The organism is Mycoplasmopsis bovirhinis, from assembly GCF_900660515.1.
Lineage (GTDB): Bacteria > Bacillota_I > Bacilli_A > Mycoplasmatales > Metamycoplasmataceae > Mycoplasmopsis > Mycoplasmopsis bovirhinis.
In genome coordinates, this window is record NZ_LR214972.1 from 224,721 (window position 1) to 239,258 (window position 14,538).

A 14,538-nucleotide genomic window follows, 5' to 3' on the forward strand; every position below is an offset into this window, starting at 1 on the left:
CTCGATTTAAAAATCTTATTTTTCTTTTTCATTGTTTTTTAATCAAAAATTATTTTGATGAAAAACGTGTACGAACAATTGTAAATGGTAATAAAGCGATAAACCTAGCTCTTTTTATCGCAGTTGCTAATTTTCTTTGGTGTTTAGCACATGTACCAGTTAAAGATTTAGATTTGATTTGTCCAGTTCCTGAAATAAATTTTGTTAAGGTTTCAGTATCTTTGTAATCAATGTAAGTTTGTTTATTTTCACAAAATTGACAAACTTTTCTTTTGTTTAAAAAAGCTTTTTTATTCTTATTGTATGCCATATAAAACTCCTAATTATCATCATCAAATTGAAAAGTTAATCCTGATGTATCATCACTAAACACCATTTCATCTAATTCGTGTAATGAATTATTTTGTGGTGCTTCAGGTTGTTTTGATCCATCAGTTAAATCTGAAGGATCAAAAATATCATTAATATCAGAACTTAAAAGTGGGTTAAATGTTTCTTGTGAATTAGCAGCTTGGTATTTGCTACTTAAATTAGCTTGGAATGAATTAACACTTTGATTTCTTTGTAAATTATCAAATGAACTAGTTGCATTTGCCCGAGATTGTAGAATCTTAATATCATTAACTACAACATCAAAAGATCTTTGTAATAAATTAGTTGTTTGATTTGTATATTGACTAATATGAATCTCTCCTTCAATACAAAGTAATGTTCCTTTTTTAATGTAGTTTTTAGCAAATTCAGCTTGGTTTCTTCATAAAACAAACGGAATAAAATCAGTTTGTCTTTCGTTATTAAATCGTCTACGGTCAACAGCTAAAGTTAACCTTGTATATGCTACCCCTTGCTTAGTATAAACAAGTTCGGCATCTTGAGTAGTACGACCAATTAATATAACTCTATTTAACACTTTAGTTCCTCCTAAGTTTATTAATGATTATTTTTCTTGTGATTTTTTATTTGGTTCTTTTACTTCTTTAGATTCTTGTGGTTGAGTTTTCTCTTGTTTTTGCTCTTTAGAATCTTTTAAATAAACTCTTTTTCTTGGGTGTTTTACAACTCTTGGTTGTTTTTTACCTTCTTTTTTTGTATCTAAACCTTTTTCGGTATCTAAATTAATTACAAGGATTCTTCAAATTTCCTTGATAATGTTAGTACGACGTGTGAATTCTGCAATTTTTGAACCTTCAGCCTCTACATTAGCTAAAATATATTGTCCAAAAGCTGATTTATTAATTTTGTAAGCTAAACGATTGTTTTCCAATTTTTCTGATTTTTTAACACCAGCTCCAAAAACATTTTTTAATAAATCAAATGCTAAAGCTGCGTCAGATTTTGGATCAACAATCATCATAATTTCATATTTGTTCATTGTTCCTCCTTATGGTCTTACTGGGCTATTGGGTTTTTTAATAGCCAAGGAGTATAACACTATTTCATATAAAATATAGTTTTTATATACTCTTGTATATTATATTATGAAAGCAAAATTTTCCAAATTTATTTATTAGTGATTTAATTAATATTTATATGTAAATAAATAGAGGCAAAAACTAATATCATTTTAGTTTTTTTATTGGAAATAATCAAAATAAATGTATATTTATATTATGAAAAATTTAGTTATAGTAGAGTCACCCAATAAAGTTTCTACAATCCAAAAATATCTTGGAGATAATTATAAAGTTGTTGCATCAGTGGGTCATTTCTTGCAAATGAAAACTGATGGCGAACACGGCTTAGGTATTGATTTAGAAAATTGAGAACCAAAATATGCCCTTGATCGTAGCAAAACTAAGATTGTAAATGAAATTAAAAAAGAATTAAAAGATGCTGATTTTGTCTTTATTGCAACCGACCCTGACCGCGAGGGTGAAGGAATTGGTAGTCACCTTGTAGAATATTTCAAAATTCAAAATTTTAAAAGAATTAAGTATAACGAAATTACAAAGGATGCAATTTTAAAAGCAGTTGCAAATCCTGTTGATTTAAATCAAGGTTTAATTGATGCTCAAAAATCACGCCGTATGTTAGATCGTATTATTGGCTTTAGATTAACTAATTTAATGAAAGCAAAATTTAAAAATTCTCCTGGTATTCCTACTGCCGGTAGAGTACAATCAATTGCCCTTAAATTAGTAGTAGACCGAGAAAGAGAAATTTTAAATTTTATCCCTGAAGAATACTTTATACTTAATGCTAAAATAACAAATAATAGTGTTTTAGCATATTATTATAATGCCAATAACCAAGGTGATAAGAAAAATTGAATTTATGCTAATGAAATACAAGAAATTAAAAAACATTTTGAAACTGCACCCAAAACATTATTAGTTGAAAATGTCACAGTTTCTAAACGTAAAATGGGGGCAATTACTCCTTTTAAACAATCAGCTTTATACAAAAAAAGTCCTTATTCAGCAGCTTCAACCCAAGGAATCTTGCAAAAACTTTACGAAGGTTTTGGTAATGGAGGGTTAATTACTTACCCAAGAACTGATAGTACTCGCTTATCAAATGATTTTACTAAAGTTGCCCAAAACTATATTTTAAACACATGGGGATCAGATTACGTTGCTTCTGAAGTTAAAGGTTTTAGTGGTGAACAAGATGCCCATGAAGCAATTAGACCTACCGATATTTATTTGACCCCAGCTAAAGCTGCAAAGATCTATCCAGAGCTCACAGATTATGATTTAAAGATTTATAAATTAATTTATGATACAACTCTTATGGCATTAATTTCTCAACCTATTAGAGAATCAAAATTATATGAATATTCTAATGATAAATATCATTTTAGACAATCATTTTCTAAAATTTTATTTGACGGATATTATGTCATTGCACCTCAAGAAACCGAAGCTTTAGACCCAAATTACCAAAAAGGTCAAACAATTGGTGTTGAAAAATTCAATTTTGAAGCACATGCTACAAAACCTGCACCTAGGTATAATGAAGGTTCATTAATTGAAACACTTGACAATATTAAGGTGGGTCGACCTTCTACTTTCGCAACAACTGTTAATTTAATTAAAGATCGTAAATTTGTTAATAACGAAAGTTCACAACTTGTGCCTACTGAATTTGGTTTTGCAATCTGTGATTCATTAATTCAAGGATTTTCAAATATTATTAATGAAAAATATACCGCACAAGTCGAAGAAGAATTAGATAAAATAGCTGAGCAAGAGCTTTCTAAAAATAATGTCTTGCAAAATTTTTGAACTAAGTTTCAAACAGAACTTTCAGTTGCAGCAAAAAAAATGAATGTTTATACTTTTGCTACTCCTACCATTAACCAAAATTGTCCACAGTGCCATAGTAGCTTACTAGTTAGAAATAATAAAAAAGGTCAAAAATTTATTGGCTGCTCTGCATTTCCGAAATGTAAATATACTGAGAGCTATAATGAATAATACAAAAAATGTTTATCCATAAATGGGGATAAACATTTTTCTTATTCTTCGTTTAAAGTTAAAACATCTTCTTCAATTGGGTTTATTTCTTTAACATTTTCTAGACGACGTTTATTAAAAGAATCTAGTTTTTCTAAAAAGTCTTGTTTGCTAAATTTAGTTTCAAAAGCAGTTGTAATTTTTTTAATTGATGTTTTTTCAATTTCTTCCATTCTATCTTCAATTTTCTTAGCTGCTTTGATAATATCTTGTGTACAAATAACAATTGATGAAAATTTTTCTTTAATAATTTCAAAATTACGAGCAATTTCTTTTTCAAAGAAATTTTTAAATTCTTGTTTAATGATTTCTTTATCTTTAAAATCTTTTAAATCAACACTTAATCTTGCTTTATTATCAAACATCATTCTTAACATTCTAACTAACGTTAAGAATGAACGATCTCTTACCACGAAGATATTTTTATAACCTTGAACTTGCTCAATAAAAATATCTTCATCTGGGTTCAATTCAGTAATTAAGATTCCGTAATCAGCCTTGTTATTTTTTGTATCTTTAAATAATTTTTCATAAAATTCTTCATTCTTTTTTGAACCTTTTTCACTAACTTTAGCTTTAATTTCAACTACTAATTTACCAATTAAAATTGGGTCATCAGATTTTTTGTCAAAAAATTCAATTATAATATCAGGTTTCATCCCGTTAATAACTTGGGTTGCTTTGTAAAACCTTATATCATTGTCCATATTAAAGTTTTGTTGTAATAATGAATGAATATAAGTTTCATAATCTTCGCCTGCAGCTTGAATATGACTTAATGAACTACGTTTAATCATTAGACCATTAAGTTGGTTTTTTAAAGCTTCAATTTCTTTTGTTTTATCTTGAATAGTTTTATCTAAAGATGTTTTGGTATTTTTTAATACTTCAATTTGAGTTTCTTGATTTTTAAATTTTTCAGTGTAAGTTTGTCGAACTTCTAACTCTTTTGTTTTTAGTTTTTGGCTTGTTTGAAGTTCGAAATCTTTTTTAGCTTCTTTTAAGTTTTGGTTTAATTCTTTGATTTTTTCTTCTTTTTCTTTAATAGTAGTTTCTAATGTTTGTTTATCTTTTTGAAGTAGTTGAAAACTACTTTGAACTTTAGCTATTTTTTCACTTAAATCATTTTTAACTTCTAGTTCTTTTGCTTTAAGTTGATTTTGTATTTCTACTTCTCATTCCTTGCGACTTTTTGCTATTTCATTAGGAATTAAGGTTTTATAAAATTCATCTTTTAAAGCTTGGATTGTTTTTTGATTTTCTAATTTTAAATCATTATATTCTTTTGATTCTAAAATTGATTTACTATTATCAGCAATTGCTTCTTGATAAATTTTATTTTTTACATCATCGCTAATTTGACTTACAGCTTTTGAAATATGCTCAGAAATAATTTGACTATTTTTTTCAGTTAAACCATTTAAACTAATGTAATCTCCTGCTTGTGCATTTTCTAAAAGCTCAAATTCCATTTTATCAATATCTTTAATTCGAATATTAATTTTTTTCATTGTGTGCTCCTAACTGTGATTTTACTACTTATATTAATATATAAGTACGATAGAATTATAGTTAATTTTTATAAAAATACAACTAAAGAACTAATAAAGGAAAAAATTAAATAGTGTATTTTTAAAATGCAGTATGTTTTTCAACTTTTATAAAGATCGTATTTTATTTCTAACATATATTTATAAAACATTGCTATAATATGATAATATATTAAGGAAAGATTATGAATAAAATAGAAACACTAATAGATAAATTATGTCCTGGTGGGGTAAAAGAAGTAAAACTTAATGAAATTTTTAGTTACTTTAATGGAATGGCTGGAGTGTCACAGAAATGAAAAGAACACGGCAATTGTAAATTTATAGATTTTAAAAATGCTTTTAAAAATATAAAAATTGATGTTAGTAAATTAGAAAAAGCAACAGTTAAAAACTTTAAACAAAATACTTTAAAAAAAGGTGATATATTATTAACTTCTGCTTCAGAAACTCGTGATGAATGTGCTATGTCTTCAGTTATCGAAGACCAAATAAGTGAAAATGTCTTTTTAGATGATCACTTATTTGGTCTTAGGTTAAAAGATGAATTTAAAGACCAAATTAATACTACTTTTATTAACTATTACTTAAGAAGTGATTATTCCAGAAAGCAAGTAAATAATGTTGTAAGAGGTGCAACAAGATTTTATATCTCAAAAGTAGATTTTATGGATTTAAAAATTATAATCCCACCCCGCGCGATCCAAGACGAAATTGTCAAAATTCTTGACAATTTCACAGAGCTTACAACAGAGCTTAAGGACAGAATTAAACAATATGAATATTATAGGGATAAACTTTTATCTTTTGATGATTCAAAAGTTAAGGTTGAGTATAAACCACTAAAAGAATTATGTTCAATAACAACTGGTAAATTGAATGCTAAAGATGCAGTTGATGGAGGAATATATCCATTTTTTACTTGTCATGCAAAACCATATTCTATTAATGAATATGCTTTTGATACTGAGGCCATCTTGCTTTCTGGTAATGGTAATATAGGACATACAAATTATTATAATGGTAAATTTAATGCATATCAAAGGACTTATGTTTTACATAATTTTATTGAAGTAAATCCTAAATTTTTATTGCATTACATAAATAATTCCTTTAAGGATTATATTAGCCAAAAATCACTAAATGGAGTAATATCATATATTACACTTCCAATTTTACAAGAATTCAGTGTACCCATCCCGCCCCTTCCAGTACAAGACAGAATTGCGGAAGTTTTAGACAATTTTGAAAAGATATGTAAAGATCTCAAAATTGGCCTGCCTTCTGAAATACAATTAAGACAAAAACAATATGAATATTATCGCAATCTCTTATTATCATTTAATATAGATGATATTATGAGAGAGAGAGAGAGAGAGAGACGATAATTCTGGATTAAATAAATTACTTGAATATGTCTTTGGTTTGGATTTAGTTAGTTATGGGTATAAAATCCAAACCAAACATTTATGAGAAATAACAACATGAAACAAAAAGTTTCAAGAAGTTGATCTAAGTAAACAAGAAAAAATCATTAAATATAAAAAATACTTTAGTGCTAAAGAACTTAAAGATTTAACTTCTCAAGATGGAACAATCAAAATTTTAACTACAAATAAAACTAACATATTTGCTAACGAAGCAAAAGTTGACAAATATGTTGATAAAGGAGAAGTTATTTACCTTCCTACTGGTGGTAATGCATTAGTGCAATATTATAAAGGTAAATTTATTACTGGAGGAAATGTTATTGCTATTGCTAAAGATAATAATGAACTAAACATAAAATATTTATTTTATGTTTTAAATAATAAATTAGATCTAATAGCATCATATTACAGAGGTGCAGGCATTCAACATCCCTATATGCCTGATATCTTAGAAATACTTATCCCTATCCCTTCCCTTGACATCCAAAACAAAATTGTTGCAATCTTAGACAATTTCTCTGACTTAACAAATGATTTAACTAAGGGATTACCGGCTGAAATAAACCTTCAGCAAAAACAATATGAATATTATCGAAATAAACTTTTAAGTTTTAATAAGGTAAGTTAAAATAAACATCCAGATATTAAAACCACGCATTGCGTGGTTTTAATTATTAAATCAATTTATCAAAAATGTCGTCTCCGGTTTCCGAAACAATCTCAACACCAAAGTTTCGAGCAACAATATTTCCAAGTGTTCCTAAACCTTCAAAGTTAGGTAAAACTTTTGGTTTAGTAAATGATTTTGAAAAAATAGTCGCTGGTAAAAATTCCCTAGTATGATTAAATCCAGGATATAATGGGTCGTTTCCGTGGTCTGAAGTCATAATTAATAAATCATCTTCGTTCATAGCATTAATTAATTTACCTAATTTATCATCTAAAGTTGCTATATTTGAAGCAAATCCACGAACATTTCTACGGTGTCCATAGTGTGAGTCAAATTGAACTAAATTAGTGAAAATAAATTTATTTTCACCACCTTTAGTAGCTAAATCAATTGTAATATCCATTCCGTTAGCATCACCTTCACTTGGATAGTGAGTAGTAATTCCTTGTCCTACAAAAATGTCATTAATTTTACCAATCGAAATAACTTCAACACCTTTTTCTTGCAGACGATTTAAAATCATTTCTCTTGGTTTATTAGCATAATCATGGCGGTTAAAAGTACGAGTGAAATTACCAAAATCACCCACATAAGGACGGGCAATAATCCGTCCAACATTTCACTCAGGACGTGATGAACAAATTTCTCTAGCTGCTTTAGCATATTTATATAAATTATCTAAACCTGTTCATTCTTCATGAGCACAAACTTGTAAGACTGAGTCATTTGAAGTATAAACAATAATTGCTCCCCGTTCTTTTTCTTCATGAGCTAATTCATTAATAATATCTGTTCCTGAAGCAGATTTATTTCCAACAATTGGACGCCCATCTCAAGCTTTTGATAATTCAGCTATTAAATCTTCTGGGAACCCTGTTTCAGTAAAAGTCGGAAATGGAACTAAGGTTTTTATTCCCATCATTTCTCAATGGCCAGCTAATGTATCTTTTGCATTAGATACTTCTTGGACTTTTGCCATGTATGCTAAAGGTTTAGCTACATGATAATTTCCATTTAAATCAGTAATATTACCAATTCCTAATTTTTTCCAAGTATCAATTTTAAATTCTTCAACCATTGATGCTGATCTAATAGTATTAGCACCATGATCACCAAATGTTTTTTGATCACGGTCTGGACCAATTCCTAAACCATCTGTAACGATCATAAAAATTCTTTTAAATTTTGACATATAAATCTCCTAAATTTTGATTATTAAAAAATACCAGTAGCGATATTTAATAATATTTTACTCCTTTTGCAAAAAAACAAAAGATAAAGGCTAAAATAAGAAAAGGAAAAAGGCTTAATCTTTATTAAGCCTTTTGTGTTCTTGTGTTAGTTAAAAAATGAAATGCTATTAAGTTTATTTTTAATAGCTTGAATCATTTCTTTTTGCTTTCACGTTGAAAGCCTTGTGTGTTTAAAATTAATCTTATTTTGTAAAAATTCGTATTCTTCTGGGCTAATATATTTTTTCATATCATCAATTGTTTGATATGTGCCATTTCAAATATTATATTCACGTTTAAGTTTTAAATTTAATTCATGTAAATTCATTTGGTTATAGCTTAAGTTTGATTCAAATTTATATTGAGAATTATAAAGCTTGTTGAAGTAATTTTGTGTTTTAAGTTTTAAAGTATTTCAAAACCAAGCTTCGTAATTATCAATATCTTCAATTAAATCCTGGTATAACATTTCTAAAAAAACCATAAAAAGTTGGTTTCTAATTTCATCAATTTCTATGTTATATTTTCCATATAATCAATAAATTTTTCAAACTAAATTACGAATTCTTTCATAATATAAGTTATCAAACCAATTAATTAAATTATTTGCACTAATTATTTTTTTGCCTTGTAATTGTAAAAATAAAGTTAGCTTTGGATTTAACTTATTTATAAATATCTTGTTCATTTTTAGCTAGATAATCAAAAAGTAAAATACCAGTTGCTACTGATACATTTAATGATTGAACAGTACCTTTTTGATCAATATAAATTTTAGAGTCACAAACTGATAAAACACTTTTTGAAACTCCTTCCCCTTCGTTGCCAACTACAATGATAGTTGGGCTATTGTAGATTGTTTTTGTGTGCGGAGTAGCTGATTTATCTAATGCACTTGCATAGCTTCAATAACCAGCTTTTTTTAATTTTGTAATAGTTGCAGATAATGAATTAACTCTGTAAAAATTAATTCCAACAAAGCCACCAGAAGCAACCTTCAGAGCTGTTGAATTAATTGAAGCAGCATTCTCTTTAGGAAGAATAACATCTTTTACACCCGCTGCGTTGGCGCTCCTAATAATTGCTCCTAAATTGTGTGGATCTTGAATTTTATCTAAAACTAAAACAATCTTTGGTTTATGTTTAATTAAAAATTCAAGATCACGGTAGTTTAAAGAATCAAGAATGGCAATAAAACCTTGGTGGTTATCTTGAGTTAACTTATTTAAAAAACTTTGATCTTTAACTTCAATATTTAAATTTATGTCACTAAATAATTTCAAATTTTCTTTATTTGAAATAAAAATTTTTGAAATTTTCATCTTGTTTTGAATTGCGTCTAAAACAGAATTTTTTCCACACACTATTAATTCTCTCATATTTCTTGATTGAATTTTTCCCATTTTTAGTTCACCTTTATACTAATTTTTTTGCTCGTAAAACTGCTCTTAGCTCATCAGCTTTTTGATATTCTTTAGCTTTAAGTAAAGTTTGCCACTTTCAATAGATTTTAGCATATTTATCAAAATCTAATTTCTTAAAATCAAATCCAAGAGTATCAAAAGCTTTAATTAAAGTATTAATTAAAATTATATCTTGATTTAAATTAATTTCTTTAATTAAATCATTAATTGTCTTGATAAAAGTAGCAAATTTAAGTTGATAAATATTTTGCATTAAATTTAAGTAAATTTCTTGGTTATAATTATTTGACTTTAAATTTGCAAGCTTTTCATTAAAATATATTTTAGTAATTCTTTTTAAAAGAATTTCGACATTATTAATTAAATTATCATCTAAATTAATAATTGAAGTAAATGAATTAAGGAGTAAAATTAATTTAAAATGATCTGGCGAATATTTGTTGATAAAATCATTTGCAAAAATAATATTGTTTAATGATTTAGACATTTTCACATTATTTAAATTAATTTGCCCACTTCTAAGTCATTTAGCAGCTAAGTTTTTATGATAAAGTGCATAAAATTGAATATTTTCATTTTCGTGGTGTGGGAAAGTTAAATCCATGCCACCACCATGCAAATCAACACCTTGCTTGCGAAAATGTTTTTCAATTAAAGCAACACATTCAGTATGTCATCCTGGCCTTCCTTGTCCAAAACTTGAAGTATACTTAATTCCTGAATCAGTTTTTTTTCATAAAGCAAAATCTGCTTGATTGTTTTTAATAAAATTACTAGCTTCAAAAGCCATATGCTCAAGCTTTTGACCTGAAATATTTCCATAAATATTTTGATATTTTCAAGTATTAAACCAAATATTATTATCTAACTCATATGCACAATTATTATCAACTAACTTAGCGATAAAATTATTAATATAATCTAAATTTTGAGTAACAAACTCTAAATTAGTTATGGTATCAACATTAAATTTAACTAATAAATTTATATAATCTTTGCTAAATTTTTGAGCAACTTCTGCTTCAGATAAATTTTCACTTTGGGCTTTAGCAATAATTTTATCATCAATATCAGTAATATTATGAATGAATTTAAATTTAATATCTAAAGCCCTAGCTGCTTTAAGCATTAGATCATAAGAAATAATTGGCCGTAAGTTTCCAATATGGACATAATTGTATACAGTTGGGCCACATAAATAAACTTTTAACATATTTATATTATAAATATTTTTAAATTTAATACAATTTATATAATAAAAAGAAATTTAAGGAGCAAAATGAACCTCACTAATCAAATTAAAGATTCTTTAAAACAAGTTGTTTTAGAATTACAAAATAATAATTATTTTGATACAGCTTTTAAAGTAGATGATTTAGTTTTCTTACTTTCTGAGCCTAATATTCCAAAAGAAAAATTAGGCTCAGAAATTAAATTTGATTTTTCAACTAATTTAGCTTTTATTTTAAAAAAATATAAGCAAACTTCACCTTTAAATATTGCTAATGATTTAAAACTTAAACTAGAGAAATTAGATTTATTTGAAGTAGTTTTTGTAACAACTCCAGGATTTGTAAACTTTGTTTTAAAAAATTCTGTTTTAAACCATATTTTAAAAAACATTATTATAACAAACAAGAAATATGGGGCTAACTTTGTAAAAAAAGAAAAAATTAATGTGGAATATGTTTCAGCAAATCCAACAGGATTTTTACATGTTGGACATGTAAGAGGGGCAATATTTGGAGATTCATTAATTAGAATCTTAAGACATGCAGGGCATGAAGTTGAAGCAGAATATTATGTTAATGATGCAGGAAATCAAATCAATATTTTAGCTAATTCGGTTTTAATTCGTTACAAAGAACTTTTTGGCTTTAATGAAATAATGCCGCAAGATTCATATCATGGTGAAGATATCATATGAGTTGCTAAAGAAATTAAAGCTAAATATCATGATTATTTTTTAAATGATTTTAATTCAAAGCAAGAAGAATTAAAATCGCTTGCTACTAATATTTTATTAGAAAGAATTAAATCTGATTTAGCAAGAATTAATGTTACCTTTGATACTTTTTCAAGTGAAAAAGCATTAACTGAAAATAATTTAATAAACCCCGTTTTAGAAAAATTAAAACTACATACATATATTAAAGATCAAGCTTTATTTTTAAATACAACTAAGTTTGGTGATGATAAAGATCGGGTGTTAATTAAAAATGATGGTAAATATACTTATTTAACTCCTGATATTGCTTACCATGAAACAAAGTTGAAAAAATCTGATCGCTTAATCAATGTTTGGGGAGCTGATCATTCTGGCTATGTTGCAAGAATGAAAATTTCCTTACAAGCTCTAGGTTATAACCAAGCTAAAATTGATATTTTAATTATGCAACTAGTTAGATTATTAAAAAATGGTCAAGAATTTAAAATGTCTAAGCGCGCTGGAACAAGTGTTACTTTAACTGATTTATTAGAAGTAGCTAAAAGTGATGCAATTAGATTTGGAATGTTAACAAGAGAAATTAGCAGTCAATATGATTTTAATATTGACCAAGCTAATTTAATGGATACAAGTAATCCAGTTTATAATGTGCAATATGCACATGCTCGGACTGTTTCATTAAGAAATAATTTAAAACCTTTCTTACTTGATCTAAATAATTCTGTAACTCCAAAAGCACGCAAAGTTATTTTAGCCTTAGATGAATTTCCAGATTTATTAGCAACAATTGTAAAAACTTCAAAGGTGAATTTATTAACTCAATACTTAATAAATTTAACAAATTTATTTAATAGTTTTTATGCTCAAACTCGTTTAATTAACCACCCACAAGAAACATATTACAGCGCTTTAGTTTTATCAGTTCAAATTGTTTTAAGACTTGGATTAAACCTGCTTGGAGTATCTGCTCCAAATTTAATGTAAAATACTTAAATTTGTAAATTTTTCATATATAATAGTACTACTAAAGAGATTTAATTAATATACAATATAATTCAATTCGAAAGGCTCAAGATGAAAAATACAACTATGCTCGAAGTAGCAAGTAAATTTGTTTTAGATAACCCTAACCAAGCTTTTGAGTTCTATCAAATCTTTGACAAAGTTGAAGAAGAACTCAATGATCTTTGAATTAAAAGACTTTTATTTAAAAGTGACGATAACTCATATGAGCAAATCAGAGAACGTAAAATGGGTGAATTATACCGTCTATTAAGTGTAGACAAAACATTTTTAAGAAATGAAGATGGCACATGAAGTGCTAGACATAAAAATTTTTAGGAGATATTTATGGCATTAGTAAACGCAAGAGAAATGCTTAAAAAAGCAAAAAATGGACATTATGCAATTCCGCACATTAATATTAACAACTTAGAATGAGCAAAAGCTGCATTAATTACTGCTGAAAAAGAGAAATCACCTCTTATTCTTGCAACAAGCGAAGGTGCAATTAAATACATGGGAGGATTTAATGCAGTTAGTGGTATGGTTTTAGGTTTAATTAATGATTTAAACATTACTATACCAGTAGCGCTTCACTTAGACCATGGGTCATATGAAGGTGCAAAACAAGCTATTAAAACCGATGGATATACATCACTAATGTTTGATGGTTCTCATTTCCCATTTGAAGATAACTATGCAAAAACCAAAGAATTATTAGCTTTAGCAAATGAAAGAAATATGTCTTTTGAAGCTGAAGTTGGTACTATTGGTGGTGAAGAAGATGGAATTGTTGGTGATGGTGAGTTCGCAGATCCAAATGAAGCAAGTAAAATAGCTCAACTTGGAATTGATGTTCTAGCAGCAGGAATTGGTAATATTCATGGTCCATACCCTGAATCATGAAAATCATTAAATTTTGATAAACTAAGAGAAATTTCTGCAGCAGCAGGAATTGGAATTGTGCTTCACGGGGGAAGCGGGATTCCAATTGATCAAATTAAAAAAGCTATTAGTCTTGGAGTAACTAAAATTAATGTTAATACAGAATTACAACAAGCAAATCACAAAGCGCTTAGAGAATTTATTTTAAGCAATAAAGACCTTGAAGGTAAAAACTTTGATCCTCGTAAGTTATATAAACCAGGATTTGAGGCAATGTGCGAAACTGTAAAACAAAAAATCCACGAGTTTGGTTCAAATAATAAAGCTTAATAAGTATTTAAATTAAAAAATATTTGGTGTTACCAAATATTTTTTTTGTTTAATTAAGCAAAAAGCTCTATAAAAAAAATTTCATACTTACCTATAAGAACTATAAACATAATAAGAAATTATTTTAACATAGACATAGCAGAAATATTTGGACAAAATCCTAATATTTCTGCCCATTGTATACTTAATGATTTTAATGACGAATTAAAAAAAACAAAGAATTGTTTACTAAGCTATATTTAAATAACCAAGATGTTTATAAAATTATTTGATTATATCCTCTAAACTTAAACAAATAAACACTTACTACCCCATTATATTGTAATAATAAAATTACTTTAGTGCATTTAACAAGCTTGTATGATCTTCAAGCTCAATTGATATAAAAATTACAGGTGAAAAATATTCACAACGCTAAACAATATGAAATTAATGTAAAATAACTTAAGTATAAAAGTGATACTAATTGTTTAAATTACAAGAATACCTTAGAAAACTAATGCAATAATTTATATTTAAAACATAAATAAATTTAAACTACAAATCTCTCTAAGATTGTCCGCGAGCTTTTTTATCTTTTTTGTATTATTTTAGTTATTTGTAAACTAA

14 protein-coding genes are annotated in these 14,538 nt (G+C 27.0%); 6 read left to right on the forward strand and 8 right to left on the reverse strand.

Going from position 1 to position 14,538, the window contains the following annotated elements; all coding sequences use genetic code 4:
• Positions 1 to 49: 49 nt before the first annotated feature.
• Genes rpsR through rpsF form a run of 3 tightly spaced genes read right to left on the reverse strand, consistent with a single transcriptional unit; the run spans position 50 to position 1,372 of the window.
• The gene (gene rpsR, locus EXC44_RS00875; protein ID WP_129621058.1) at positions 50 to 310 is read right to left on the reverse strand and encodes a 30S ribosomal protein S18; all 261 of its coding nucleotides are present in this window, start codon (positions 308 to 310) and stop codon (positions 50 to 52) included.
• Positions 311 to 319: 9 nt separating this feature from the next.
• Positions 320 to 910, reverse strand: coding sequence for a single-stranded DNA-binding protein (locus EXC44_RS00880; protein ID WP_129621062.1), 591 nt, complete (start codon positions 908 to 910; stop codon positions 320 to 322).
• 27 nt (positions 911 to 937) lie between these two features.
• Positions 938 to 1,372 (reverse strand): 30S ribosomal protein S6, encoded by a 435-nt coding sequence (rpsF, locus tag EXC44_RS00885; RefSeq protein ID WP_129621065.1) that lies wholly within the window; start codon positions 1,370 to 1,372, stop codon positions 938 to 940.
• A 238-nt stretch (positions 1,373 to 1,610) separates the two neighbouring features.
• Between rpsF and topA the strand changes: the two genes are divergently transcribed.
• Positions 1,611 to 3,419: a type I DNA topoisomerase gene (gene topA, locus EXC44_RS00890; protein WP_129621068.1), complete on the forward strand. Its 1,809-nt coding sequence runs from the start codon at positions 1,611 to 1,613 to the stop codon at positions 3,417 to 3,419.
• A 41-nt stretch (positions 3,420 to 3,460) separates the two neighbouring features.
• On the opposite strand, the gene EXC44_RS00895 is transcribed toward topA, so the two are convergent.
• A complete protein-coding gene (locus EXC44_RS00895; protein ID WP_129621071.1) occupies positions 3,461 to 4,969 on the reverse strand; it encodes a DUF2130 domain-containing protein in 1,509 nt (502 codons plus the stop codon).
• A gap of 224 nt (positions 4,970 to 5,193) precedes the next feature.
• On the opposite strand from EXC44_RS00895, the gene EXC44_RS00900 reads away from it, so the two are divergent.
• Both EXC44_RS00900 and EXC44_RS00905 read left to right on the forward strand, forming a co-directional pair.
• A complete protein-coding gene (locus EXC44_RS00900; protein WP_129621074.1) occupies positions 5,194 to 6,396 on the forward strand; it encodes a restriction endonuclease subunit S in 1,203 nt (400 codons plus the stop codon).
• A complete protein-coding gene (locus EXC44_RS00905) occupies positions 6,359 to 7,066 on the forward strand; it encodes a restriction endonuclease subunit S (protein WP_129621077.1) in 708 nt (235 codons plus the stop codon). The genes EXC44_RS00900 and EXC44_RS00905 overlap by 38 nt, the downstream gene beginning before the upstream one ends.
• Before the next feature lie 46 nt (positions 7,067 to 7,112).
• Here EXC44_RS00905 and EXC44_RS00910 read toward each other — a convergent pair whose 3' ends face one another.
• From EXC44_RS00910 to EXC44_RS00925, 4 genes are all read right to left on the reverse strand, one after another.
• Positions 7,113 to 8,300, reverse strand: coding sequence for a phosphopentomutase (locus tag EXC44_RS00910; protein WP_129621080.1), 1,188 nt, complete (start codon positions 8,298 to 8,300; stop codon positions 7,113 to 7,115).
• A gap of 146 nt (positions 8,301 to 8,446) precedes the next feature.
• A complete protein-coding gene (locus EXC44_RS00915; RefSeq protein ID WP_129621083.1) occupies positions 8,447 to 9,028 on the reverse strand; it encodes a hypothetical protein in 582 nt (193 codons plus the stop codon).
• Entirely contained in the window at positions 9,006 to 9,719 is a 714-nt protein-coding gene (gene rlmB / locus EXC44_RS00920; protein WP_129621891.1) for a 23S rRNA (guanosine(2251)-2'-O)-methyltransferase RlmB, read from the reverse strand. The genes EXC44_RS00915 and rlmB overlap by 23 nt, the downstream gene beginning before the upstream one ends.
• Before the next feature lie 37 nt (positions 9,720 to 9,756).
• Positions 9,757 to 10,977: a class I tRNA ligase family protein gene (locus EXC44_RS00925; protein ID WP_129621086.1), complete on the reverse strand. Its 1,221-nt coding sequence runs from the start codon at positions 10,975 to 10,977 to the stop codon at positions 9,757 to 9,759.
• A 66-nt stretch (positions 10,978 to 11,043) separates the two neighbouring features.
• On the opposite strand from EXC44_RS00925, the gene argS reads away from it, so the two are divergent.
• The 3 genes from argS to fba all read left to right on the forward strand — a co-directional run bounded on the left by argS (position 11,044) and on the right by fba (position 13,929).
• Positions 11,044 to 12,696 carry an arginine--tRNA ligase gene (gene argS, locus EXC44_RS00930; RefSeq protein WP_129621089.1) on the forward strand — a complete coding sequence of 551 codons (1,653 nt, stop codon included), beginning with the start codon at positions 11,044 to 11,046 and terminating at the stop codon, positions 12,694 to 12,696.
• Positions 12,697 to 12,786: 90 nt separating this feature from the next.
• Positions 12,787 to 13,053, forward strand: coding sequence for a DNA-directed RNA polymerase subunit delta (gene rpoE / locus EXC44_RS00935; RefSeq protein WP_120161023.1), 267 nt, complete (start codon positions 12,787 to 12,789; stop codon positions 13,051 to 13,053).
• Positions 13,054 to 13,062: 9 nt separating this feature from the next.
• Positions 13,063 to 13,929 carry a class II fructose-1,6-bisphosphate aldolase gene (gene fba, locus EXC44_RS00940; protein ID WP_120161021.1) on the forward strand — a complete coding sequence of 289 codons (867 nt, stop codon included), beginning with the start codon at positions 13,063 to 13,065 and terminating at the stop codon, positions 13,927 to 13,929.
• The last annotated feature ends 609 nt before the right edge of the window (positions 13,930 to 14,538 follow it).